General features: G+C 35.7%; 27 protein-coding genes. 11 read left to right on the top strand and 16 right to left on the bottom strand.

Features of this window, described 5'->3' with window-relative positions:
• Nucleotides 1-162: 162 nt before the first annotated feature.
• Entirely contained in the window at nucleotides 163-597 is a 435-nt protein-coding gene (locus V7164_RS05120; RefSeq protein ID WP_335347347.1) for a hypothetical protein, read from the top strand.
• Between the two features lie 16 nt (nucleotides 598-613).
• On the opposite strand, the gene V7164_RS05115 is transcribed toward V7164_RS05120, so the two are convergent.
• Nucleotides 614-997 (bottom strand): hypothetical protein, encoded by a 384-nt coding sequence (locus V7164_RS05115; RefSeq protein WP_335347346.1) that lies wholly within the window; start codon nucleotides 995-997, stop codon nucleotides 614-616.
• 550 nt (nucleotides 998-1547) lie between these two features.
• On the bottom strand, nucleotides 1548-2282 hold the full coding sequence (locus V7164_RS05110; RefSeq protein ID WP_335353526.1) for a DUF3888 domain-containing protein: 735 nt from the start codon (nucleotides 2280-2282) through the stop codon (nucleotides 1548-1550).
• A 256-nt stretch (nucleotides 2283-2538) separates the two neighbouring features.
• Here V7164_RS05110 and V7164_RS05105 point away from each other — a divergent pair, with 256 nt between their 5' ends.
• Nucleotides 2539-2955: a GNAT family N-acetyltransferase gene (locus V7164_RS05105; protein ID WP_335346635.1), complete on the top strand. Its 417-nt coding sequence runs from the start codon at nucleotides 2539-2541 to the stop codon at nucleotides 2953-2955.
• A 211-nt stretch (nucleotides 2956-3166) separates the two neighbouring features.
• A complete protein-coding gene (locus V7164_RS05100) occupies nucleotides 3167-4276 on the top strand; it encodes a lactonase family protein (protein WP_335346636.1) in 1110 nt (369 codons plus the stop codon).
• 388 nt (nucleotides 4277-4664) lie between these two features.
• Here V7164_RS05100 and V7164_RS05095 read toward each other — a convergent pair whose 3' ends face one another.
• Together V7164_RS05095 and V7164_RS05090 are read right to left on the bottom strand one after the other, a co-directional pair.
• Complete coding sequence (locus V7164_RS05095) at nucleotides 4665-5756, bottom strand: copper resistance D family protein (protein ID WP_335346637.1); 1092 nt, start codon at nucleotides 5754-5756, stop codon at nucleotides 4665-4667.
• A gap of 3 nt (nucleotides 5757-5759) precedes the next feature.
• Nucleotides 5760-6314: a copper resistance CopC family protein gene (locus tag V7164_RS05090; protein ID WP_335346638.1), complete on the bottom strand. Its 555-nt coding sequence runs from the start codon at nucleotides 6312-6314 to the stop codon at nucleotides 5760-5762.
• A gap of 599 nt (nucleotides 6315-6913) precedes the next feature.
• On the opposite strand from V7164_RS05090, the gene V7164_RS05085 reads away from it, so the two are divergent.
• On the top strand, nucleotides 6914-7303 hold the full coding sequence (locus V7164_RS05085) for an iron chaperone (protein WP_335353525.1): 390 nt from the start codon (nucleotides 6914-6916) through the stop codon (nucleotides 7301-7303).
• 170 nt (nucleotides 7304-7473) lie between these two features.
• Here the strand turns inward: V7164_RS05085 and V7164_RS05080 are convergent, their stop codons facing one another.
• Complete coding sequence (locus V7164_RS05080) at nucleotides 7474-7767, bottom strand: hypothetical protein (RefSeq protein ID WP_335353524.1); 294 nt, start codon at nucleotides 7765-7767, stop codon at nucleotides 7474-7476.
• A 293-nt stretch (nucleotides 7768-8060) separates the two neighbouring features.
• On the opposite strand from V7164_RS05080, the gene V7164_RS05075 reads away from it, so the two are divergent.
• From V7164_RS05075 to V7164_RS05055, 5 genes are all read left to right on the top strand, one after another.
• Nucleotides 8061-8480: a VOC family protein gene (locus V7164_RS05075; protein ID WP_335353523.1), complete on the top strand. Its 420-nt coding sequence runs from the start codon at nucleotides 8061-8063 to the stop codon at nucleotides 8478-8480.
• 125 nt (nucleotides 8481-8605) lie between these two features.
• Nucleotides 8606-8986 carry a hypothetical protein gene (locus V7164_RS05070; protein WP_335353522.1) on the top strand — a complete coding sequence of 127 codons (381 nt, stop codon included), beginning with the start codon at nucleotides 8606-8608 and terminating at the stop codon, nucleotides 8984-8986.
• 23 nt (nucleotides 8987-9009) lie between these two features.
• Complete coding sequence (locus tag V7164_RS05065; protein WP_335353521.1) at nucleotides 9010-9540, top strand: hypothetical protein; 531 nt, start codon at nucleotides 9010-9012, stop codon at nucleotides 9538-9540.
• 74 nt (nucleotides 9541-9614) lie between these two features.
• Nucleotides 9615-9761, top strand: a complete 147-nt coding sequence (locus tag V7164_RS05060) for a hypothetical protein (RefSeq protein WP_335353520.1) — start codon at nucleotides 9615-9617, stop codon at nucleotides 9759-9761.
• Nucleotides 9761-10027 carry a VOC family protein gene (locus V7164_RS05055; protein WP_335353519.1) on the top strand — a complete coding sequence of 89 codons (267 nt, stop codon included), beginning with the start codon at nucleotides 9761-9763 and terminating at the stop codon, nucleotides 10025-10027. Before V7164_RS05060 ends, V7164_RS05055 begins: the two co-directional genes overlap by 1 nt.
• 389 nt (nucleotides 10028-10416) lie before the next feature.
• Here the strand turns inward: V7164_RS05055 and V7164_RS05050 are convergent, their stop codons facing one another.
• The 5 genes from V7164_RS05050 to V7164_RS05030 all read right to left on the bottom strand — a co-directional run bounded on the left by V7164_RS05050 (nucleotide 10417) and on the right by V7164_RS05030 (nucleotide 17298).
• On the bottom strand, nucleotides 10417-10605 hold the full coding sequence (locus V7164_RS05050) for a BhlA/UviB family holin-like peptide (RefSeq protein WP_335353518.1): 189 nt from the start codon (nucleotides 10603-10605) through the stop codon (nucleotides 10417-10419).
• 230 nt (nucleotides 10606-10835) lie between these two features.
• On the bottom strand, nucleotides 10836-13205 hold the full coding sequence (locus V7164_RS05045) for a polyprenyl synthetase family protein (protein ID WP_335353517.1): 2370 nt from the start codon (nucleotides 13203-13205) through the stop codon (nucleotides 10836-10838).
• 428 nt (nucleotides 13206-13633) lie between these two features.
• Complete coding sequence (gene dctP, locus V7164_RS05040; protein WP_335344312.1) at nucleotides 13634-14905, bottom strand: C4-dicarboxylate transporter DctP; 1272 nt, start codon at nucleotides 14903-14905, stop codon at nucleotides 13634-13636.
• 117 nt (nucleotides 14906-15022) lie between these two features.
• Nucleotides 15023-15706 (bottom strand): response regulator, encoded by a 684-nt coding sequence (locus tag V7164_RS05035; protein ID WP_335353516.1) that lies wholly within the window; start codon nucleotides 15704-15706, stop codon nucleotides 15023-15025.
• Nucleotides 15703-17298: a sensor histidine kinase gene (locus tag V7164_RS05030; RefSeq protein ID WP_335347414.1), complete on the bottom strand. Its 1596-nt coding sequence runs from the start codon at nucleotides 17296-17298 to the stop codon at nucleotides 15703-15705. Before V7164_RS05030 ends, V7164_RS05035 begins: the two co-directional genes overlap by 4 nt.
• Nucleotides 17299-17390: 92 nt before the next feature.
• On the opposite strand from V7164_RS05030, the gene V7164_RS05025 reads away from it, so the two are divergent.
• Nucleotides 17391-18503: a DctP family TRAP transporter solute-binding subunit gene (locus V7164_RS05025; RefSeq protein WP_335353515.1), complete on the top strand. Its 1113-nt coding sequence runs from the start codon at nucleotides 17391-17393 to the stop codon at nucleotides 18501-18503.
• Between the two features lie 54 nt (nucleotides 18504-18557).
• Nucleotides 18558-19247 carry an anti sigma factor C-terminal domain-containing protein gene (locus V7164_RS05020; RefSeq protein ID WP_335353514.1) on the top strand — a complete coding sequence of 230 codons (690 nt, stop codon included), beginning with the start codon at nucleotides 18558-18560 and terminating at the stop codon, nucleotides 19245-19247.
• Nucleotides 19248-19580: 333 nt separating this feature from the next.
• Here the strand turns inward: V7164_RS05020 and V7164_RS05015 are convergent, their stop codons facing one another.
• From V7164_RS05015 to V7164_RS04990, 6 genes are all read right to left on the bottom strand, one after another.
• Nucleotides 19581-20207: a GyrI-like domain-containing protein gene (locus V7164_RS05015; protein ID WP_335347418.1), complete on the bottom strand. Its 627-nt coding sequence runs from the start codon at nucleotides 20205-20207 to the stop codon at nucleotides 19581-19583.
• 347 nt (nucleotides 20208-20554) lie between these two features.
• Complete coding sequence (locus V7164_RS05010; protein WP_335353513.1) at nucleotides 20555-20989, bottom strand: SRPBCC family protein; 435 nt, start codon at nucleotides 20987-20989, stop codon at nucleotides 20555-20557.
• Nucleotides 20990-21003: 14 nt separating this feature from the next.
• The gene (locus tag V7164_RS05005; protein WP_335353512.1) at nucleotides 21004-21780 is read right to left on the bottom strand and encodes an SRPBCC domain-containing protein; all 777 of its coding nucleotides are present in this window, start codon (nucleotides 21778-21780) and stop codon (nucleotides 21004-21006) included.
• 161 nt (nucleotides 21781-21941) lie between these two features.
• A complete protein-coding gene (locus tag V7164_RS05000; protein ID WP_335353511.1) occupies nucleotides 21942-22340 on the bottom strand; it encodes a DUF1761 domain-containing protein in 399 nt (132 codons plus the stop codon).
• A gap of 14 nt (nucleotides 22341-22354) precedes the next feature.
• Nucleotides 22355-23296, bottom strand: a complete 942-nt coding sequence (locus tag V7164_RS04995) for an AraC family transcriptional regulator (protein WP_335353510.1) — start codon at nucleotides 23294-23296, stop codon at nucleotides 22355-22357.
• A gap of 480 nt (nucleotides 23297-23776) precedes the next feature.
• Entirely contained in the window at nucleotides 23777-23857 is an 81-nt protein-coding gene (locus V7164_RS04990; protein WP_335353530.1) for a DUF6054 family protein, read from the bottom strand.
• Between the last annotated feature and the right edge of the window lie 8 nt (nucleotides 23858-23865).

Below are 23865 nucleotides of genomic sequence, written 5' to 3'. Positions count from 1 at the left end.
ACAGTATAGACAGGGGAATCCATTTTCATTCTCTGTGGTGAAGCGCTGATTTTTGCGCTTCATGGATGGCTAACGGGCAGTTTAGTTCAAGAAGAAGTGGTAAAATACAAATGAAATAATCATATTATTGGGACTTATTAAACAGAAATTACAAAAGAGGTTTTGGATAAAGTATTTTTCAAGGATGGAAGTCTAAGGGATATTTATATTGTTGACGTTGATTTAACCGATTGGCAAAAATTTTTTGATTGGATTCGCACTTCTCCTTGGGATATTGTTTATTACAAGGATGGACAAGAAACGGAGTATGAAGAAACCGATGATGCCCATTTTTTAAAAGATAATGACTACCATATTTTAATGTCTATTAACATTAATGGTGTTTTGATTAATTGCCATTTCTTTTCAGAAGATGAAATAGAATTTGATATTGATCCAAAAGAAGTTAAAAGTATAACTGTAGTTATTGCGGTATTTAAATTTATGAAAAGCCTATCAAAAATTCTAGATAAAGAAAGTATTCTTACTGGTGAAAACTCTCCTGAGTATCCATTGGTTACAGTTAAATCAGATGGAACAATTCATATCAATATTTAACTGGGTGCTTGTTCAACTAACGATTCAGTTTTTTTGCAGAGAAGTAAAGATTGATGTTCAACTTTATTACATACATCTTTATAAGATTACCTGTTTGTCCAAACAAATAATTTAAGTGAGAATATTTTAAATGTATCTTATTTGAAAGGAGGTCACCATATATGGGTGTAATACCTTGTTCTTCAACAATAACTACAGAAAGTGGAACAGTGATAATGACAACATTTTCTCCGCTTAATAACACATTTACAATTACTATAAATCCTAGTAGCCCCTTAGTCACATTCTGTATAGATTTACCTTGTGTATCTTTTGGAGATTTTACTTGTACAGATGGATTTGCTTGCGAAGGTATTTGTACTACTGCCCCAAGTGGCAATGGAATTGGAGCTAATCCCAATCAAACTACCGCTACACCATTGTCATTCACGTATACGTTTAACAGTAGCGTAACACTTACTGCAGGAACATCTTTTGCAAATTTCCTTTATAGTAATGGGACTTCAGATTCTAACGTGGAATTACCTTGTGCTCCTGTATGCTCTTAAGCCCCACTAAATTTAAATTAGACTTACTTGAGGGATGTCTATTATTTTGAAAATGCAAGTTTTATTAGAAAGTCACACGATAAATTAGTTCTTTGTTCATGTAACGGAGATCGGTAGTTTAATATAAATAACTAAACCTCGCCATCACTTGGCGGGGTTTAGTTATTTATAAAATCAACGACAAGCCTTAACAGATAGAAATAGATACATATTGACGTAATGAGAAAACAACCAAATTCACAATGCCGGTGGATTTATTTGAAAAAATGTCTAAGGGAAAAAAAACCGAGTTAATATTCACATGAAAAAATAGCTGGTTTTAAAGCTGGATGTGCAAAATAGCACATGAAATAAGTGTAAATTATCAGGCAAAGTGACAGGTCTTGAGTCCCCAAATTTTTTTTATTGCTGCTTTGTTTTCTTATAAGAATTATTTCTTAATTCTATCTTAGTCCATTCTTCTTTTGGAATGTCTCTATGTTTATAATCAACAACCTTAATATGGCTACCTTGAATTTGAAAAATAATTGTTTCTTCACCATAAGGTGGATTATGTGCCCCCTCAAAAGTTTGAACTTGAACAGTTACATTTAAGTTGAAATTTGTCTCATCTCTCTCTATTTTAAGGATTTCCTCGAATCCCCGATCCCACAGTTTAGGTTTATAATATGTTTCAATAGCTTTACTTATTGGGTCAACTAAGCGTTCAATCAATGCTTCTTTAAGTAATTGTTTTGGAACTGGTATTCGGTTAATTTTCTTTCTTTTAACATCAACAATTTTCCACCTATCTTTTAATGGGCCACTTGTTTGTTTTTCAACAGTATAAAGTACATTAGTTCCATCTTCTTTCCAAAGGTGAACATAACCTTTGTTACCCTTGATATATAGTCGTGGTTCATCAATCCATTCTTCTTCCAACTGAATAATTGTAAAATATAATTGGGCAAGTGGTGTTATTTTATAACCCAGCTGATTAAAATCACCAAATCCATAGAGTAGATAACCTGTTAAGTCAATATCGAAATTCATACTACCATTGTTGCCTTTTTGTACAGTTGCATGGGCTGTGCAAGGCATAAAAATACTCATAAGAAGTACAGTAATTACAGAAATAGCGGATAACTTTGGTCTCATATTCAATCACCTCCATAATATATGTGACAACAGAGGTGAATTTATTTTTTACTCAGGGCAAAAAACTTGTTCCAGAAAAGGGCCATTTAATTGAGGAAGAGGTTGCATTAACCCCAACTTTTTTATGTAGCATCAAGCACAATTGAGAGAGCGTAATAGTTGACATAGTAAAACATCGCAAAAAAGGATTTGTACACCTGAAAAGTGAATGATATATATAAATATATATTTATGTTTTGAAGGGAATGAAACATACATGAATTACAATATCATCTCAACACTAGATGAACAACAAATCATAGAACTCTACGAATTATACCAACAAGAATGGTGGACAGATAACCGAAAGTTTGAAGACGTGTTGGTAATGCTTGAAAACACAGACATCCTCATTGGAATATGTGAAAATAAAACTAATAGACTCATTGGTTTTATACGTGTTCTTTCAGATTTTGTCTATAAAGCCTTAATTTTCGATGTTATTATCCATGAAGAGTATCAAGGAAAAGGTTTGGGACGAATATTGTTAGATCAAGTAACGACACACCCTAAACTTCAATCTGTGCAACACTTTGAATTGTATTGTAAATCTGACAAAATATCTTTTTATGAAAAATGGGGATTCAATAAAGAAATTGGTGATATTAACTTCATGAGAAAAACCGTCAAATAGAAAATCTTCACTTCCGATAACGGAGATTATGTGAAATAGGCATACAAATAACTGTGCTTTCCTTATTTCTCAATATCAGCTAATAGAAGAGTTGTTGATTATTCCATAATCGGGCGCATTTCTAGAGCAGGAAATGTGCTCTTCTTAATGAATTGGGGAATTATAATGACAACAGAACCATATAAAATTAGGAAAGGAGGAGGGTCATAAAATGCAGATAATGAACAATTATTTTCGTGCACGTGCGAGTATGGTGTACATGATGACCAATAATGAAGTAATGAATCAAATCATTGCCTATTACATGGACATGAATGGAATGCTCACCTTTGTGGGTTCCTACCCAACTTATGGAAGAGGTACTGGTACAAAGGAAGTTTCCACTGCAACAGCAAATGATGGCGTCGATCCCCTAGCGTCACAAGGGGCCCTAACTTTGTCCCGTGATGGACGTTTTCTAATTGCAGTTAACGCAGGCAGCCATAGTATCAGTAGTTTCATCATAACCGACAGCGGGGCACCTGTACTCGTGGATATAAAGCCATCAGGAGGTGCTCAGCCCAATAGCGTAGATGTGTTTGGTAATCTTCTCTATGTCTCCAATGTAGGTAATGCCGCAAACAATTTTGCATCAAATATCACTGGCTTTCACATAGATGATAACGGAAGCCTTACTCCTATTCCAGGATCCACCCATTCTCTCAGTACCTTCAATGCTCAACCGGCGCAGGTTCTCTTCACTCCGGATGGCAGTAAAATCGTTGTCTCTGAGCTTACATCAAACCATATCAGTGTATTCCCTGTAAATAAAAATGGTACGGTTACAGGACCAATCGTTAATGATTCTTATGGTCAAGGACCATTGGGAGTTTATTTTCTATCGTCTGGAATCCTCTTAGTTACAGAAGCAGTTTCAAATGCACTGTCATCTTATTCATTGAGCAACGATGGTATCCTTCATGTGATTAGCGGCTCTGTACCAAACGGATATCAGACTGCTTGTTGGGTTGTAACAACGAGGGATGAACGTTTTGCATATACTACCAACACCTTAAGCGGCACCATCTCCACCTACCGAATTGATCCCAATGGAGCACTGTCGGTGGTAAGGCATATTACCAGTACACCGCCAGGTACAGCACCAGGCCTGCCGATGGATGTTGGAGTGAGTAAAGATGGACGGCATTTTTACACCCTTAACGGAAATCAAGGAACAGTGTCAGTATTTAATATTCAAAAGGATGGTAGTTTAGCAAGATTGCAGGTTGCTGCATGGACTAATTTTCCTTACTTTGGGTCACAAGGTTTAGCAGTTCTGTGATTCATTTGGGTTCACCTTACTGGGTGGAATAGAAAAATACGGGAGTTGTTAAAAACAAGGTACCGATTTACTGGTGGCTTTTGTTATGAGACAACATAATTGCCAGCAAGATTGTGAAAAAATGTACTTGAGCTCATTATAGTAAGGGAAAAGCGAAGGACATCCAGCGCTCAGTAATAAACTAACTAGTTTATATCAATATGGAAAATTTACAGTGGCACCAATTGAAAAAATTTGATGTCATTATTAAGTTTACTAAATGATGAGGTGAATTTTTTAAGAAGGAAATTATTTGGAGTCATTGTTTACCACTATTTATTAAAACTACTTAAAAAATATCCAGAATTGAAAATAAAAAAAGAGTGCGACTTTTTGAGTCACACTCTTTTTAGCGAATTATCACAGTAACCATTATCATAAAGTATATACTCGTTACAAATAAGCAACTAAAAAGAAAAGATATAATAATCGATGCTTTTTTTAAAAATGATAATACAATTAACCCCATAAATAGAATAGAAAGAAAAAAGAACCATACTGTATTTAAGTTCACAAAAAAGCCAATTGTAGTATCAGAATCGATTATGCCATCGTGAAATAGACTGAATAAAGGTGATATCGCATCACCCGTTAAATAATTCCCATGAGGCGGTGATTGTTGCGAAAAAACTGCTGTAATTGTAAAGATTGTAAATAAAATAAAGCCTTCTACACGAATCCAAGGGATTGGATTGAATGTAGCATCTTTTGAAATTTTATATTTTACAATGAAACCATTCACTAATGCATAAAAAACAAGTGGCAGTAGGAATAAATGTTTCATTAATAACCCTTGTCCATATGAAACCAGCCATGAACCAATATACCCATCGACCATTATATCCATCAAGAAAACACCACTAAGAATTGTAGCAACTAAACAGCCAAAAGCAACCTGGGAAAACCAGCTTAAAAATTCAAGCCAATTTTTATGATTGAGCGAACACCAGCCAATCATAAGTAGAATTCCAACCCAAACACTGACAGCTGCTAAATGAATAAAGTCGCTGATAATTCCTATAATTGGATCAACAGCACTCGCATGGCTTGACCAAGCAACTGTTAATATTAATCCAAATGTTAGAAATGCTCCTAAAATAGAGAAAATGTTCTTTTCAGTAGATTTCGCCAAGGCAATTAATAGTATTAATACACTAGAAACGAGAAGGGTAAAATCCCATGCAGTCCCAATTGTATAGGTTGTTAAAACAATTATTAACGATTCAAATAAACCTAAACGTGGAGCAATATATAACGTAATATCAAGTACAGGAATAAATGCGAAAACAGGTAGCATAATGGCGCTAATAAGTAATAAGCGCTTTGGAATTTTTATATCAGGACGATATTTCCTTGGGACAAGGAGAAGAAAAAAACTTCCTACTAAGACCGAAAAGCATAAATATAAAAGTGCCTGACTAATAATTACTAATATACCCATTTATTATTTCTTTCTTTTAGTAAGTAAGAAGAAACCACCTGCTACTATGATAACTAAAAGAACAATAAGAATAGCTGTCATAGAAGATGATTCTTTCTCCACTTCATCCGCTGAAGCTGCTTTTTCTTGATTTTCTGTCGATTGCTCAGCTGATTCAGTTGTTTCTGACGGTTCCTTTGTTACTTCTTCCACAGATTCAGGAACTGGCGCATTTACAGTAAATGAGAATTCACCTTCTAATGGGTGACCGTCTGCACTAATAATACTCCAATTTACTTGATATTCGTCATTTGGAAGTGGCTCAGCAACAGTACCTGTTAATGTACCATCACCAATAATAATATCTTGTAGTTCGATTGCTTTCCCCTCTTCCGTTTTTACATCAATAAAGCTACCTTGTTCAATTTTACCATCAAATTCAAGAACTATTTCTTTTAATGGTTCCGTTACAACATCACCATCTGCTGGATTTGATCCTCCTATATGCGAGTGAGCAAACGCACTAGTAGAAATAGACATTGCTAGTAAAACTGCTGCTGCGGTAAAAATACGTTTCAAAATAAATCCTCCTAAACTTCCCTCTAAAATATAAAATAAATATTACTATTCATTTTCATCAATTAGTATATTACAAAAATGTGATTTTTGTATGAAGTAACATTTGTAAAATAAAGGAAATTTAGCGATCACCCAACTACTGTATCAAATTTTCATTATAAATGCTCCTGGAATTAGTGTTGGTGGAGTAAGAGACTAAAATACATTCAGAAGAACTCAACGAACATTATCACCTATTAGGAATTGCATTTTGCAAATGATTTTGAGGAAGTACAAAAACTTATATTAGACGGCAATGAAGACAATTTTACAAAAGAAGATTTTGACTCTTGACTTCTCCAAGAACTGAAGGTTAAAAATTCTTGTGGTTGAAGAATTACCAGATAATACGAGTCATTAAAAGATACATTTGTAGGAATGAGGTTATTGTGCTAAAGGGTGCTATAGTTGAATAAGACCATACTACGAAAAATAGAACTTCCAAATAATTGGATGTTCTATTTTTTCTCGTTATAATATCAACATTAAACGTTAACAGAGCCTTATGATAAAATGTTTTGAAATACTATAAAAACCTTTTTATGAAAAGGAGAAATACAATGGAACAACAAACCACTATTCCGAAATCAATTGATGAATATATTTTACAATATCCTCAAGAGATTCAAGAAATACTAAAAACAATAAGAAAGGTTATAAAGGAATCTGCGCCAAATGCTGAGGAAAAAATAAGTTATGCAATTCCTACTTTTGCTTTAAATGGAAATTTGGTACATTTTGCTGCATTCAAAAACCATATAGGGCTTTATCCAACTGCAAGCGGAATTAATACATTTAAACAGGAATTATCGGGATATAAGACATCGAAAGGCGCAGTGCAATTTCCTATAGGAAAACCCATCCCTTATGAATTAATTAGTAAAATCGTAAAATTTAGAGTTGAAGAAAACAAAAGAAAGGCTGAAGAGAAAATAAAAAAGAAGAAATAATTTCATTGTTAAAATTAGAAGGAGAGTCGCTTTCTTTCCAATATCAAGAAGATAAAGATTGTGCAGAAATGTACTTAAACGAACGAGTGCTTTAGTGAAAAAAAAAGACTGTCTTTTTGACGGTCCTTTTTTGGTGGGATTAACACAAATACATTTTTGTAAAGTGCCTGCTACTTATTTATAGAATTATTATTGCTCTCATCACGATTTGTGGAAGCTGTTTTGTCATCGACTTCAGCCCCCTCTACGATCTGGTTACCAATAGCACCGCCTGAAACACCGCCTATTACAGTACCAATTAGTCCAAATGGAGCACCTATCATAGCACCCGCAACGGCTCCATTAAAAATTCCTGCTGCTTCACCAAAGTCACTCGCATCTTGATTAGCATTACTACCAGCTTGATTGTTGCCACTTTCTTCTATATTTCCACCAAAGTTATTGCGTTCGTTACTCTGATTCATCTATTCACTTCCTTGTTTATTAATGGGGAATATGCTAATGATGAAAACACACCATCCCAAACATATACTACCCAGCTGAAGTAGTTTTACTCACTATATGTTGGTTCAAGATATAGTTGTCTTATCGGCAGCCATTTTTTCTTCTAACGGGTAGCGATTGTTCAACAAGAACAGTCGCTTTTTCACCAAAGGGGCAAGTTAGTTCAATTATGAAAATTATGGAGTCGATTAAAGGAGAAACATATAAAGAGAGGGAATTGTTTACTCATCAGAATTTGGGAGAGTGATTTTTAATGAGTGAGAAATTATTAAGGGTCGGAACCACATATATTCCAGTAACTAATGTGGAACTATCATCTGAATGGTATGTAAATAAATTAGATGCTGAATTAAGCTATAAAGATGAAGATAAAGCAATTTTAAATCTTGCAAACCAAAGCATTTTTCTTGTTAAATCAAAAGAACATCAAAGTTCCAATTTTATTGATATTTATGGTGAGGAATGTTTTTCTTTAACATTTGAAGTGAATGGTTTAGTTGCTTTTGAAACAATACATAGGGATTTTATAGGTAAAGGGATTAAAGTTGGAGAAATTGAAAACAGAGGTCACTCTGGAAGGAATTTTGTTTTTTACGATATAGATGGGAATAAATTCGATGTATGGAGTGAGCTGAGTCCAATTTTCAAAGAAAAATATTTAATCTCACAATAATCAGGAACTGTTATTTATTGTTGTGCTATCGGGTGCGTTGATCCAAGAAGGGATAAACGCTTTTTTGTTGAAGTTATTGTACTAAAGGGGCAGTAGATTTGAAGTTAAATGGGGGAGAAAATTCGATGATTACAAAGAAAAGAACGCTAAAAGATTGGATTATTTACTTGGTAATCATATTAATAATAGCTGGTGGATTATTCTATTATGTAAATTTCTTTAAACCTAAAAACTCACTTGAATTGTATCAAGAATTAACTTTTTCAGACAGCTTTAAGGAAGTTCAAAAGCTATTCTTAGACGGTTATGAAAGTAATTTTTCAAGAGAGGATTTTAACTATATTCAAGAGAATACAGCTAATAGAGTAGGACAATTCACACTTTTTGAGTTTAACGAAAAGTCTTATGTAATTATGACTTCACCAGGAACTGCAAAGTTAAAAATTCATGCAGTAGAAGAATTACCAGAGGATATTAGAAAATTCTTTATGGAACTATCAAGTTAAGATATTTCAATGGAGTTGATAAAATGAAACGGTTTATTCTATTGTTGGGAATTGTGCTGATTCTAATTTTTTTATCTGCATGTTCAGATGATAAATATGATATGGAATACGAAGCTCAGCTTGAAGAGAAAGATATGGAGATTAGTAAACTAAAAGAAGAGCATAGATTAATTAACGATGAATTGAATAAAGAAAGAACGAAATTAACAGACGCTTTTAGCAATCTTTCAAAGTTTGACCATAAATCAAGGTTAATCTTGAAGCATATAGCAAATAACGAATTCGATAAATTAAGAAGTGAATTTGATGTTAATTTTGAGGTTATTGATGAAAAGATCTATTTTGCTAAACTGAATGACTCTCCAATAGAACGGTATTTTCCAAAAGAAATTGCTGGATTACCTATGTATTTACAATTTTATCTCCCACAATCTGAAAATACACAAGTCGGCTATTTCCTTTATGGTTATGACCAATATGGTAGTGAGAGAAAGTATGAAATTGTTTTTCTTTTTGGGAATAACGAAGAATTTAAGTATGTAGGTACAAATTAGGAGAATGGGTTAGTAAAGAAAGTATTATATATTAATGTAACGGGTAGAATTAAATGAAAAAAGGAGAAATAACTATGACAAAACAATTTTGGATCAACTTGCCAGTTAAAGATACAAATAAATCAAAAGAGTTTTATAGCAAACTTGGATTTTCAACTAATACACCACTTGGCAATAGCGATCAAGTGCAATTGTCATCGGAAATAATAATGCTACCGTAATGCTTTTTCCTGTTTCCACTTTCAAAAATTTTACCAAACATGAAATAGTCGATACAAAACAAGCTACTGAAGTATTATTATCCATTGATGCAGAGAGCAAAGAAGAAGTAGATGAAATAGCAAAGAGGGCAGTAAAGGCTGGAGGTACAATTTTTGGTGAGCCCTCGGAGAACCAAGGTTGGATGTACGGCTGCGGTTTTGCTGATTTAGATGGTCACCGCTGGAATGTGTTGTATATGGATATGAGCAAAATGCCGAAAGAGTAAGAAATAGAAAGCTAACTCTCTTATTAAGCTAACGAGTGCGTTATTTTAACTAAACATGTATTTATGATATTCCACAATCAGGCGCTTTTCTTCAATATCCCTAATAATATAAAACATACTCCATTATTAGAATTTTTTAATTACCAAATACATGATTCGTTTTTGTAGGAAATCAAAAGGTGGGATGATATAAATGAAGGAATGGTGGCAGCGGAAGAAAAGCAAAACAAGAAAAAGCAGAAAGAGTAGCGATCATTATAACGTATTAGACTTTTTTCTTGACGTGCTATTTTGGATACCGGAATTGATATTATTCCCTATAAGACTAATTTTCTGGTTGCTAAGGGGCTTAATAAGATCCATTGGGGATATTTTTTAAAGCTTTTTTATTATTCCCTCTTATCCTTTTCAAGTAATTCAATAATCCTATCAAGTTTCTTTTCTAAAGTCACAATTTTTTGGCTCTCTTGTTTTTTATTCTTAAAAAACCTTATTACATAAACCATTAGAACAATAAAAAGAAATACCCATATTAAGCTAAAAGCCTGAAAAAGTATATCACCTAGATTGATGTTCATAATTTATCCCTCCTCTATGAAATTTTATCAGATTTGGCTTGGTAAAATAAACATTTATTCTTTCCAATTATGATAAAGAGCCTTTCCTTAATAGGGAGGCTCTTTACTTATATCTGTTTTAATCTTTTCTTACGAGTAGTGAGCAGCACTTCACATGGCTTGAATAGTGATCGCAGCCACAATTAATGCAGCCGTTTACCTACTCTCACTACTTCGTATCCCCCTTCTTCTTAACGGTCCCTATTCACAATATAATTCAATAAATGCTTCAGAAAAGTGGTATTGCGCGGCACCTCTTTCAACACTTCCATGGCAAGACAGTAATGTTCCCACATTTCTTTTCTAGCCCCAACAACACCTAGGATGGACACAAAAGTCGAATTGTTGTTTTCCTTATCTTTGCCAATGGGTTTTCCGAGTTTGACCAGATCTCCTTCAACATCAAGCAGATCATCCTTAATTTGAAACGCAATTCCGGCATGATAGGCGAATTTTTTCAAAGCTTCTATTTCCAACTGCTTTGCTTGGGCGAGCATGGCAGGCATGATGAGGGACGCTTCGAATGCGATCCCAGTTTTATAAAAGCTCATCATATTCAATTGTTCCAGTGTCAATGGTTTCCCTTTTGAATCCAAGTCCATCGCCTGTCCTTTACACATATCCTCTGTCATTTGGGCCGAATATTGAATCAGGGCAAGCACCGTTTTTGAATCGAATTGGTCAAGTGATGCTTGCTCCCGGATTGCCTTCTGGGTTAGAAATAGACCGGTTAATTCTGTTATAGCAATGTTATACACCTGATGAAGGGTTGGTCGTCCCCTGCGGATGGACGCATTATCCTGGGATGGCAGATCATCGAAGATTAGGGATGCGGTATGCATATATTCCAATGATCTCAGAAGCGGAACGATTGCTGAACTTTTTAATCCATATTCGTTAACGCCCATGACCCAAGTCAATATAGGCCTCAATCGCTTTCCATCGCCTTCCAGACTGTAATTTGCAGCATCAATGATTGGATCTTGCATAATAGAATCATAATCGTTTTTAGGAATATGTAAGATGTTGTTGATCTGATTGCGAACGGTATCGATCGTATCTAAAAATCCTTCTCGCTCTTTACTTTCATTTTTCAGATGGGTAATCATCTGATCTCTAAGCAGTTTATCAAAGAAATCCACATCATCCGCTTTTCGAACCATTTTTTGAATGATCCGATTGAACTTTGGATTTCCAGAAGCAAATAACTCCATAACCTCGTTGTATTTCTTTGTGCCTATTCGCACTTTAAATCGTTTCAGGCTATTTATTGCACGATCCAACATCACCTCACGAGTCATTGTATCTGAATGATACACGTTATGGATCAAATGGGAGATGACCGTCCAGTATAATTCAAAGGGATTGATAAGATCTGGACGTTTATCATGATATTTCAAATAATAGGTATAGGGTGTTACTGCACCGTCCTTCATGTCATCAAACATATCTGCAAAATCATCAGCCAGCTGATTGTAAATGCCATAAAAAAATGTTCTGTTGTCAAATCCCTCATCCTCTGGAGCACTAAGGACTGAGCGGACAATCAATCTTGAAGAAGAAGATTTTAAAATGATTGGTATATAAAGCTCTTCATTGGTGTAATTGGCATTTGATAGATCCTTTACACGATCCACTTCTTGGGAATTAAAAAACACATAGGATTGCTCGAAAAATGAACTTATTGTCGCTTGTCGCTGATGGGCCTTGATATACTCGAAAGCAGCTTTAAGTTCCGAATGAATAAATCGAATCAATCCCTTGTTTTTTCCTGTCCATTCGCCCAATTTCGGCACAGATCCTGTAATAAGTGTAGTACGTATCAAATCGGAATATTGTTTTTTCTCCTTATCGGATAGGATTCCTGAATCCAGCAGATCGTCAATGAAGGGATAAGTCAGCCCATAAGAATAGCCTAGCCTCATAGCCTTATCCAGTTTTTGAGTACGTTCCTCAGTCGATATCTCATCACCCATCTCTTCAACCTCGTGCATCATGACCCCAGCAATGATTTTAATAAGTTTCCGCTGGGCTTGCTCCGCATCCATCCCCTTTGGAATATGGGTGGATACAGTCTTTAGTTTGTTCATCAACCAGATCATCGTGGATTCAATGCCTTCCTTCTGGGCCATCCGGTATAATCTGGCCATGCTAAACATCTCCGCTTTGTCTCCCCGGTCTGTTGTCAGATGACTTTTTAAATTGTCCACAACACGCCGAACCCTGGTCTTTGTGTCAGATGAGTCCAACCTTTTGCCAAGATCCCGCAAGAAAATATAGGAGATGCTTCGATCCAGGTAATGATCTAGTTTACCTGTGTAATCCAGCCATTTGATATAATTGTGATAATCCCGAGAATCAGGCTTTCCCCTTCTCCGTAAAAATAAGGATAATAATGAATGATGAATATGATTCTGTTTCCAGGATTGTATATCTTTTATCAAGGTAGAAACATAAGTCTTTTGCCTGACCTGCTCATCAAGTGATTGATAATATTCAGCAGCCTTTTGCTCAGCCAGCCGATAACCTGCATCGGCTTTTTTCCTTAACTCCTCATTCATACCATTACCTCTGCTTCATGTTTTCTTATATATATGCTATATAATCCAACCAATATTTTAATCTGAGCATTATTCTTTAAAACTAACAAAATGCAAAGCAAAAATAACATCTTTTATCATCAGAAATCTAAATGTAGACTTTTAATTGAACTGCAATGTTTTTCTATAACTCGCTTCAATTTCTAGTTTACATCCATTTCTTAATCTTAAAAATCAATTTGTATTAGGACTATATAACATTCTACTTTTCGAAGAGGATTTTCAACATTTTCCCCATATCATTCCGCAAAATCAGTATCTGGCAATTAATTGATGCATGTCCTGTCGCATAGTCGACACTAGTACGTCCTGTATGTCGGGGGTAGGCGCTGGAGCTAGACATTACAAAAAGCCCTTGCATAGATTTCAAGGGCTTTTTCCATAACTATTTAAACGGCTACTTTGTTTTTCGTATTTAATTCAATAATCGCTTGTTGTTGTTTCGTTTCATCGAATTCCTTCTCGCTTTTAGCAATAGCAATTGTTGCAATACCGTTTCCAATTAGGTTTGTGATGGCTCGACCTTCACTCATGAAGCGGTCCACTCCAAGTAATAAGGCCAGACCCTCAACTGGGATGATCTGCATAGCCGTTAGCGTTGAAGCAAGAACGATAAATCCGCCCCCCGTAACAGCTGCCGCCCCTTTAGAAGTTAACATTAAGATTAAAATAATCGTAATTTGCTGTCCGACGCTTAAATCAACTTGGAAAACCTGAGCAAGAAACACTACAGCCATAGAGAGATAAATAGAAGTTCCATCAAGATTAAATGAATATCCTGTTGGAATGACAAGTCCTACGACTGACTTCGAGCAGCCGAACTTCTCCATTTTATCCATCATTCGTGGAAGAACGGATTCAGATGAACTCGTGCCTAGAACGATTAATAGCTCTTCTTTAATGAATTTTAAATACTTAAATAAGCTGAATCCATACATTTTACAAATGATATTTAAGACCCCAAATATAAATAATGCCATTGTTGCATAAACGGACAACATTAACATAGCAAGAGGCTTCATTGAAGCAATGCCATAATTTCCAATCGTAAATGCCATTGCTCCAAAAGCACCGATCGGAGCAGCTCTCATAATATAACCGATAATATTAAAGAAAACATGCGAAATTTTATCAAAGAAATCAATGATCGGCTTGCCTTTTTCCCCAAGAGCTGTTAATGCAACCCCGAAAAGAATGGAGAAAAATAAAACTTGAAGAATATCCCCTTTGGCAAACGCATCAAACATATTGGATGGAACAATATTTGTAATAAAGTCGATCCAATCAATTTTTCCGCCGTCACCAGTTGTATATTGAGAGACATCCCCTTTTTGCATCTTATCAAAATTCAGTCCCGCACCTGGCTTGATAATATTAACGACAAATAGACCAATTACGAGTGCTAGCGTTGTGACAATTTCAAAATAGATAAAAGCCTTCCCGCCAACTTTTCCAACCTTTTTCATATCGCCCATTTTTGCAATTCCGAGAACGATAGTTAGAAAAATAATTGGGGCAATAACCATTTTAACCCCTTTAATAAAGGTATCTCCCAATGGCTTCACTGATTTTCCGACTTCCGGCCAAACTAAGCCGACAATCACACCTAAGATGATGGCAATAACTACTTGAACTGTTAAGTTTTTAAAGACCTTCTTCATTTTTTCTCCTCCTTCTCAAACGTATCAATCTTGTTTTTTTCATGATAACGTTTTCAAAGGGATGTGAGAAGGTTTTGAACATTTTGGACATTTTGGTCTTTTTGGTCTCTAGAGCGTTTATTTAATGATGGAATATCGATTTACAGGCCTGCCGACACCGCCATATTTTAATTCAATTTTAATTTCACCGAGCTTCACTAAATATTCAAGATAGCGGCGAGCCGTCACGCGGGCAATGCCCACCCCATCGGCTACTTCCTCAGAGGATTTAGCTAATTCTTGTTCATGTAAATAGGCAATAATTTGCCTATATGTAACTTCATTCAGTCCTTTTGGCAAATCATTTACATTATTTAACTTCTTCGATGTGGAGGGGGAATGCAGAAACTCGTCAAGCTGCTGCTGAGATAACGACAGCTCATTTTTAACCTTTGAGTGATAAATTTTATATTTTTCTAAAGCCTTCTGGATCCTATCGAATTGAAACGGCTTAATAATATAATCAAAGGCTCCATTTTGGAGAGCCATTTTCACTGTTTCATGGTCATTCGCCGCTGTTACCATAATCACATCGACACTTTCTTGCTGGCTGCGAATTTGCTGAAGGGTCTCGAGTCCATCCTGCTCTGGCATAAACACATCGAGAATAACAAGATCGGGTGAATGCTCCCTTATTTTTTGGAGACCTTCCATCCCATTGCTTGCTACTCCGATTACTTTAAATCCTTCTATTTTCATGACAAATTGCTTATTCACTTCTTGCACCATCGGATCATCTTCAATGATTAGAACGGTAATCATTCTTTCTCCTCCAATCCATTCATTGGAAAACTAATAAAAAAACTCGCCCCTTCTCCTTGATGAGAAACTACATTTAATTCCCCTTTTCCTTTTTCCACAATCTGTTTTACGAGATGAAGACCTAAACCAAATCCTTTTTTCGTAGAAAACCCATTTTCAAATATTCGGTGCATCTCTGTTTCACTAATCCCGTGCCCATTATCTTCAACAAGAATAGCACATAATTCATCATCCTGTTCAATACTAATATCAATCCTTCTTTCTCGATGTTCGGCTGTTTTTAAGGCAGCAATCGCATTTTCAATTAAATTTCCGAGTATGACAACGAAATCATGATGATCTAAATGCTTCGGAAAACGACTTAAATGGCTTTTCCGGTCAATGACTATTTCAATCCCTAATTCTTTTCCGCGGCTTACTTTCCCAAGCAATAAACCAGCAAGATTATCATCAAGAATATTCTCATTTAAAAATCTCGCGAAACTCCCTTGTTCCTCATCTAATTGAAAGATATACTTTAGTGCCTGTTCATTATTTCCTAGTTGAATTAATCCTGCAATCGTATGAAGCTTATTAGAATGCTCATGGGCTTGTACTCTTAACGCTTCTACAAATTCCTTTACCCCAGTCAATTCCTCCGCCATTTTCGTCGTCTCTGTACGATCTTGAAAAATAGCGACCGCCCCAACTAACTGCTTATTCACTTTAATCGGGACACGATTGCTCATAATCACGTTCCCTCGGACTTGGACTTCCTGATTAAATACTGGTTTATCTAGTTCAAGGATTTCTGGCAGCCTCGTGTCCGGGATCACATCCCAAATGTTTTTCCCAATAACATCCCCGTGGACATTCATCATTTTTTTTGCCTTATCATTAAAGATCGTGATCATTTCATGCTTATCAATTGCGATGACTCCCTCATGCATCGCATGAAACGTTGCTGTACGCTCTTCAAGAAGACGAGCGATTTCATAAGGCTCAAGCTGAAACATTTGCTGTTTAATATGTTTGGCAAGGAAAAATGAACCTATTACGCCAAGCAGAAGGGTCAAAAACATAATGAATAGAATCTCATTTTTTAGTGATAGTAATGTTTCAAACATCGTCGGTAATACATTCCCAACAACAACGACCCCTACTTGCTCTAATTGGTCATTTTTTATTGGAGCAAAGGCACGTACAGCCATTCCTACTTCACCTTTAGCTTTTGAAAGATAGGAATGCTCTGCAAAAGCAGGACCAGCATCTTCTCCTTTTGAAACTGTTCCTAACATGTCCTTTACAGGATGTGAGTAACGAATCCTTTCCATATTTAAGACGGTCACATAATCCGCATTATTAATATTGCGGATTTTTTCAATAGTAGGATCCATTTCAATCCATCCATTTGGTTCCGTAACATGGCGAATGACATCTGGAAGCTGAGCGACGGTTTTTGCCGTAATCATCGCTCTTTTTCCATACTCTTCTTCCTCAAGCTCCACAATATTTCCTATTAAAATAAGGCCGCCGAGCAATAATGAAAAAAAGACGATGCTGAATGATAATAATGTAATTTTGGAACGAATCGGCAGCCGCTTAAGCGACATGTGCTTCCCCCCTTTATTCAAGACATACAATGTTGTACAATTAGTCGTTTTATTATTTAATTAGAATAATAGAAAACATTCGAGGTGTATAGATGAAGAAGCTGTTCGGAATATTTATTTTTATTATAGCAGGATTTAGTGCAGCTTACCTTTTCGGATCTAGCGGTCTTCACTTCATGAAAGAAGTTCCCTTTGATGATGAGCAGACGGGAATGAAGGAGCAAATAATCATTCGTTTTAGTCATGTTGTGTCAGAAAATACACCAAAGGGGCTTGCAGCAGGGCGGTTTGCTGACCTTGTTCAAAAGAAATCAAATAATAGAGTCAAAGTTGTTGTCTTTCCAAATGCCGAGCTCTTTTCTGACGAAGGTGAGCTGAATGCCCTTCAATCTGGACAAGTACAGATGATAGCTCCGTCAACATCTAAATTAGGAACGCTCTCTCCTGAATGGCTCGTATTAGATTTGCCTTATGCCTTCTCCTCAAATGAAGCGGTTAAAGAAGCGTATGAAGGAGAGATTGGCGAAGCTTTATTTGCCGACTTAAAAAAACAAAATATTGAAGGTTTAGCATTTTGGTATAACGGCTTTAAACAAATGACAACAGTGAAAGGGACAATCATTCATCCAACAGATGTAAAGGGCCAAGTTTTCCGTATCATGCCTAGCAAAGTGATCGAAAAGCAATATGAAGTTCTCGAAGCCGCTTCCCGCCCAATCCCTTTCGACCAAACGTATCATAATTTAGAAAAAGGAACGATTGATGGAGAAGAAAATACGATCTCGAATATATATTCTAAAAAATATTATCATGTTCAAAAATACATGACGATTACAAACCATGCTTATTTAGGCTATGCTGTCTTGATGAATCGAGAATTTTGGAATGGTTTGCCGAGCGAGATTCAAGACATCATTCGGGAAGCAATGGTCGAAGCGACAGATTGGAATTGGCAATATTCGATTGACATGAACGAATCGAATCTTCAACAATTAAAAGAGAATACTAGTATGCAAATTTACGAGTTAACTCCAGCGGATGAAACGGAGTGGAGAAATAAACTCAAAAAAGTGGATCAGCATTTCTCGCCAATCATCGGAGAAAGCATGATGGAACGCTTGCAAAAAATAAAAAATAAATTCGATGGGAGAAGCTCCAGCGCCTTGCCCAGCGCTGGAGTAATGGGATGCCTATGTCCGACTTAGCACTCCGAATGGCTATATCAATGAACCCGTGAATTCCAGAGGTTTTTAGGAGGAATGAGCCATTATATAATTTCAAAGGACATGAAAATTAAATCGCTCGTTATTGAACAAAAACAATATCCATTCGGACTAAATCCATCTGTTCTAATTTCAAGAGGTTCAGGTGGCAGCATAGGAGTCACAGGAGAGGATTGGCAATTTGCTTATAAAGAAAATGGTTGGAGAGAAATGCTGTTTTTTCATCCAAAGGTTGCTTATAAAAAATATAAAAATGATGAAGAACTGATTAATAGTATGCAAGGGGAAAAAATATATGAGGTAGCACTCTCCTTTGATCAGCCATACAAACTAAGTGAATTACCTTTTAATGAGCTTCCCGAAATGACTTGGTTTTGGGTAAACACTTATAGCAATAGCCAATTAAACACATTTCAACAAGAGGCGATGGAATATGATTGGTCTGCAACGTTTATTAGGGAGAATGAAGCATTAGGCTTCTCTATAAGAAACTCTTATTCTTCAACGACAGATTTGGCATATGAATATGATGCGTTCCTAAAGTTACTGAAAATGAGTACTTTCAGCGAACACAAGAAAGCTTACAACGCTATGAAAGATATAAAAATAGACGATGTAGAAATATTAGGGGTAGTTGCTTATGGGACGAAGGATGAAATATTAGAAATAATCAAAGAGCCTAGCATCAAAGTTGCTTCACTAGGAGGAGTCATTGATAATTTTTAGTGAATACACTAGTGGCTCAGTATAGGGCATTACTACAAAGCGGTAATGCCTTTCCTTATTGAAGTAATGGGTAGCTTTAACACAACAAGGAATACAATTAAAGACCCTTAAATATGCAAGTTTCTATGCATTTCTTGTATATATAGGCTCATTTTCTAATACTGCCAAAAACACGCAAAATCCTAAACTTTAAGTAAAACACATTATACCCCAATTAAAAATCCCTCGAAACAATTGTCTGAGGGAATAAAAAATCAATTGAATTTAATGTAAAACACCTTGAAACCAAAATTTTTTAGTAATTTTTACGGAATTTAGGATTATGGTACCTATTCATTTCCTTAGCTTTACCTTATATCTGAGAACTGTTCTTAATTTTTCCGGTTCTACCCTTCTAAAATCAGATAAATAAATTTCTCGATGTGTTAAACTATCTCTTTCAAGTTGATTGGTGATTAAAAACTCATTCATTCTTTCAAAAGTTTGTGGTTCTTCATCATAAGAGCCTAAATGGAGCATTTGTACAGATAGACCGTCCTCAATTGAATCGAATGTCACCTCATTTAGCAGCGGATGTGGTTTCTTTTTCCTTACCCTTTCCATCGCTCTTTCTACAACTTCTTCCGTTACAAAGTCTGGTTGTCTGATCATGATCGTATATAGCAATTCATTTTTATCTAAAGTTTCTATTTTCCTACCTTTTTCTGTTAAATCCCATATCCCTTCTAATGGGTAAACGGTATATTCGAAATAGCCGTCTGGAGTATATCCTTGTTTCGGCATCATTCGAATAGCGTAAGCTAACGAATAAAGAACTCCTATTCTTTCGGAAAAATCCTCTTTATTGGGATCCCCTTTTCCCTTTATCATAAGAAAGTTTTGCTTTGGAACTGTGACCAATTCAGGTTTTTGCTTAGGCATATATAAATCTTTCTCGTTCTTTCTCCATTCATATTTCATTTAGAAAACTCCCGCAATAAAATTTGTAAAACAACATGAATGTATAGCACTTTTATTGAAAGTCTCATTTCAGACATCGATAAACAGATTAACCTATTATTAGAAAAATACAAAAAGAAGGTTCAACTGTAAATGACGAGCCAGGTATAAAAAAGAGACTGCATCGGTGATTTTAGCGGAAATAGGTGCCAATATTCATCAGTCCCTCATCATAACATTTAGCATCTTGAGCGGGCTTATCTCTAGAAAATCATGAGAGTGCAGGTAAAAGAAAAACTACAAGATCGGTTGCATCTAGAATTCATATGCCAATTTTAATATACATCAAAAAATTTTTCCCGAACAAATTACTTTTCAAGGATGGCTTTGATTTTTTTCAAATCCTTCATGTTTGCTCTCCTCATCATAGTGGTCATGAAAAGGGACATAATCTTATTGAATCCTTTTGGGTTACCTTTATTTCTTAAAGTCATCCGAGTATGATTTTCATCTATTGCTTGCCATGTATAGATAGTCTCCATTGGAAATGGACCATTCGCTGTCCTCATCACAAATTTTTTCTCTGGAATAAATTCAACAATTTCATACACATATGCAAGTTCCCTGCCAAGAAAGTTCGCTTTAAAAGCAATTTGTGAGCCTAATGTGAGTGGTTTTGGGGTTCTCCACTCTACGGAATGTATATTGACATACCATTCTGGAGCGTGATCAGGGTTTGTTGCATATTCCGATACCTTTGAAATAGGACAATTTATTGTAATTTCCGTTAGTACATCTACCATCTTGGCCTCCTACTTTATTTCTTTTCTACGTAATTTTTAAGTAAAGTTCCAAGTAAATACTTCCAGCCTTTGGAGTGCTCCTCTTCCCAATGCTCTTGTATTACACCAGAGGCTGTATGGGATAGTTGAAGCAACGTTCCTCCTTCTTTTTCTAGAAGACGATAAGTATAGGCACTGTTTACTGCTCCTTGCATGCCAAGATGGCCATGCAAGCGAATTTCTGCAGGAGCATTTACATAATAGACATTCCCCCAAATTGCTCCTTCTGTTTCACCCCATTTTTCGATAAATTGTCCGCCAGGGACGGGATCAAATGTAAAGTGGGATGTTACTCCTTTTGGAGCTAGACGAAATTCCCACCAGTCTTCCACCGACTCTGTTAAAGCTTTGAAAACCTCTTCGCGTGATGCTTCCAGGAATAACTCCTGTTCAATTCGAAAATCCTTCTTTGTTTCCATCGTATTATTTCCTCCTTTTTCTTGTACTGCCGCCCGTAAGTTTAACAGCGAACTGGCAGTAGTTTGCATATATTTACCTACCCAGCGGTTATGCATTTCTTGAAGAGGTATGGCATTAAGGAAATTCCTTTTATACTTTCCTTCACGCCGTACTACCACCAAATTCCCATCCTCTAGAATCTTTAAATGCTTCATAATGGCATACCTGGTTACTTCCGGAAAATAGTCGTTTAGTTCTCCAGTCGTTTTCGGTGAAACCTTTAGAATATCGAGAATTCCCCTTCGGATCGGATGTCCCAATGCTTTAAAAATGGTTGAGAGTTCTTCGTCCATCCAATCGATCCTTTCATTAAAATTTATCAATACGTGACTAAAAGGTCACATATATATCATGTGACCATATGGTAACGTTTTAATTAACACCAGTCAACGCTACAAAGATAAAAAAAGAGAACAAATCTAAGTTTGTCCTCTTCATCTTAATTATTGAACTCTTACATGAAAAATCCGTGAATCGTACCAAGCAGTGTGAATATGATTAAATGGTCTCCTATTGCAACCAGAAATGACTTCTTAGACATTAAACCAAATAACGTATTTTTCAAATAAACTAATGAAATCATTAAGCCTATGATGAAACCGATTCCTACTCCTGCTAGAAAATGATCGGATCCGACTGATTGAATGAGTACACCTACTAAGAATGAATTAATAAATGCAAGGATGATAGAGTAGATATATTTAAATGGGCCGGCGCTTTGATTTCCAAGAATACTATGATTCTTGTTTTTATTTGATAAAACGACAGAGTAATAAATTCCTCCGTAAACCATATAAACAATTCCTCCCACGATTATGGGCAGGTACTGAAGGCTTCCAAAATCAATGAACATAAAAAAAATTCCCCCTATTTCGGTTCTATTGCTAAACAAATCGCCTTAATTTTGCATTCGATTGAAAGCGATCCTTCTATTGGCTCGAGTTCGACCAATTCGATTGGATTTCCCAAATATCTGTATCCACTTTTCGGCAGCCAATAACTGTATAACTCTGAATAACACTCTATTAATTTGCTTCTCTCACTATACATTACGGGCTCATCAAATTCATAGACGACATGTTTACCACCCTTAAATTGATAAGTAAGTTCATCATCTACTTTTGAAAGATCCTCTTCATATATTGCAATACGGCAATCATATCGGCTTTTTTCAAGTGGGGTGATATATGGGTTATTTCTGGGAACTCCAAATAGAAACGTATTGTTATTTAGTAAATCTCTAGACTTTGACCAATGATAAATGTCCTCCCAAACACCAGGAATTCCATGTGTATAAGGGCCAACACTTTGTCTATTTACAGTTGCGCAAACTGGCATTTCAATTATTTTTACTTTGGTCAAGTCCAACCATTTAAACTCATTATACTTGTTGCTTTGATTTTCTTCTTTCATATTATTGCTAAAAAGTTTAGATTTCTTGCTATCCTGGTACTCCCTTGGAAACCGTTCCAAATAGGCTCCTTCACGCCATTTCTTAGGACTCGTCTTAAAATACTCATTAAATGAATAAGTAAAGTAAGACAGTGACGAAAATCCGCACATGAATGCAATTTGAGTAATAGGAATTTGCTGCTCATAAATTAAAAAATGGGCAGCATTCTCAAGCCGTAGTCTTTTGATATAACCGGCAGGTGTCTCACCCGTAATGGCTTTAAATGTACGCTGAAAATGATAAACCGAATAGGTTGAGGTTTTAGATAACTTTTCAAGTGGAAGTGATTCGTTTATATGTTCATCTATATATTCGAGAACTCTATTGATTTGTTTTTGCTGTTCTTTCTCTACCATTTCCGTATCTCCTTAATTGATTCACTTTCAATCCGTTATATTACATTTTTCCTATACTAATATTATCACTCTTTCGATTTCGTTTTATCGAAAGTTTTCTATTTACGTACCACAAGGAATATGAGATCGAAATGAAGCAATTAGAAGTTGTTCAAACACGATGTAAACAAAAATCGGATATAAAGTAGGTTCAAAAAACACATCTTAGCTGTCATCACTTAAGTATTAATATACTTTGTCGAAGGAAATTGAAAAATCAATTGGAATTCCCGTATAGAAATAAAAAAGCTTAATTCAGGGTTATGAATCAAGCTTTTTTGCTTTTCACAATCTTCGATACAAAATTAAGTAGGCTCGAATTAAAATATACTTCGCATTATGAGGAAACCGCGATTAGAAAAAAATTAAGTATTATTTCATTTGTTCTATACTTTCTTGCACTATTGCCACCATATCATCTTCGGCACCAAGACTAAAGTTTTAAAAAACACCTTGTCCCCCGCCAGCACCAATTGCTGAAATAAAAATATTACTGTTATAACCTACTACAGTAAGACTCAAACTTGCTC

Source organism: Bacillus sp. JJ1474 (assembly GCF_036965225.1).
Taxonomy (GTDB): domain Bacteria; phylum Bacillota; class Bacilli; order Bacillales; family Cytobacillaceae; genus Cytobacillus.
The sequence above is the reverse complement of the archived record's forward strand: the minus strand, read 5'-3'. Positions and strand labels throughout refer to the sequence as shown.

Excerpts from the sequence above, each read along its gene's own strand:
- dctP (WP_335344312.1), bottom strand. The coding sequence starts at position 14,905 with ATGAAGAAGGTCTTTAAAAACTTAACAGTTCAAGTAGTTATTGCCATC.
- V7164_RS05060 (WP_335353520.1), top strand. The coding sequence starts at position 9,615 with ATGACAAAACAATTTTGGATCAACTTGCCAGTTAAAGATACAAATAAA.
- V7164_RS05005 (WP_335353512.1), bottom strand. The coding sequence starts at position 21,780 with ATGGACGAAGAACTCTCAACCATTTTTAAAGCATTGGGACATCCGATC.
- V7164_RS05075 (WP_335353523.1), top strand. The coding sequence starts at position 8,061 with ATGAGTGAGAAATTATTAAGGGTCGGAACCACATATATTCCAGTAACT.
- V7164_RS05045 (WP_335353517.1), bottom strand. The coding sequence starts at position 13,205 with ATGAATGAGGAGTTAAGGAAAAAAGCCGATGCAGGTTATCGGCTGGCT.
- V7164_RS05055 (WP_335353519.1), top strand. The coding sequence starts at position 9,761 with ATGCTTTTTCCTGTTTCCACTTTCAAAAATTTTACCAAACATGAAATA.
- V7164_RS05035 (WP_335353516.1), bottom strand. The coding sequence starts at position 15,706 with ATGATTACCGTTCTAATCATTGAAGATGATCCGATGGTGCAAGAAGTG.
- V7164_RS05015 (WP_335347418.1), bottom strand. The coding sequence starts at position 20,207 with ATGAAATATGAATGGAGAAAGAACGAGAAAGATTTATATATGCCTAAG.
- V7164_RS05085 (WP_335353525.1), top strand. The coding sequence starts at position 6,914 with ATGGAACAACAAACCACTATTCCGAAATCAATTGATGAATATATTTTA.
- V7164_RS05100 (WP_335346636.1), top strand. The coding sequence starts at position 3,167 with ATGCAGATAATGAACAATTATTTTCGTGCACGTGCGAGTATGGTGTAC.
- V7164_RS05095 (WP_335346637.1), bottom strand. The coding sequence starts at position 5,756 with ATGGGTATATTAGTAATTATTAGTCAGGCACTTTTATATTTATGCTTT.
- V7164_RS05110 (WP_335353526.1), bottom strand. The coding sequence starts at position 2,282 with ATGAGACCAAAGTTATCCGCTATTTCTGTAATTACTGTACTTCTTATG.
- V7164_RS05065 (WP_335353521.1), top strand. The coding sequence starts at position 9,010 with ATGAAACGGTTTATTCTATTGTTGGGAATTGTGCTGATTCTAATTTTT.
- V7164_RS05000 (WP_335353511.1), bottom strand. The coding sequence starts at position 22,340 with ATGTTCATTGATTTTGGAAGCCTTCAGTACCTGCCCATAATCGTGGGA.
- V7164_RS05010 (WP_335353513.1), bottom strand. The coding sequence starts at position 20,989 with ATGGTAGATGTACTAACGGAAATTACAATAAATTGTCCTATTTCAAAG.
- V7164_RS05070 (WP_335353522.1), top strand. The coding sequence starts at position 8,606 with ATGATTACAAAGAAAAGAACGCTAAAAGATTGGATTATTTACTTGGTA.
- V7164_RS05050 (WP_335353518.1), bottom strand. The coding sequence starts at position 10,605 with ATGAACATCAATCTAGGTGATATACTTTTTCAGGCTTTTAGCTTAATA.
- V7164_RS05025 (WP_335353515.1), top strand. The coding sequence starts at position 17,391 with ATGAAGAAGCTGTTCGGAATATTTATTTTTATTATAGCAGGATTTAGT.
- V7164_RS05080 (WP_335353524.1), bottom strand. The coding sequence starts at position 7,767 with ATGAATCAGAGTAACGAACGCAATAACTTTGGTGGAAATATAGAAGAA.
- V7164_RS05020 (WP_335353514.1), top strand. The coding sequence starts at position 18,558 with ATGAGCCATTATATAATTTCAAAGGACATGAAAATTAAATCGCTCGTT.
- V7164_RS04995 (WP_335353510.1), bottom strand. The coding sequence starts at position 23,296 with ATGGTAGAGAAAGAACAGCAAAAACAAATCAATAGAGTTCTCGAATAT.
- V7164_RS05030 (WP_335347414.1), bottom strand. The coding sequence starts at position 17,298 with ATGTCGCTTAAGCGGCTGCCGATTCGTTCCAAAATTACATTATTATCA.
- V7164_RS05105 (WP_335346635.1), top strand. The coding sequence starts at position 2,539 with ATGAATTACAATATCATCTCAACACTAGATGAACAACAAATCATAGAA.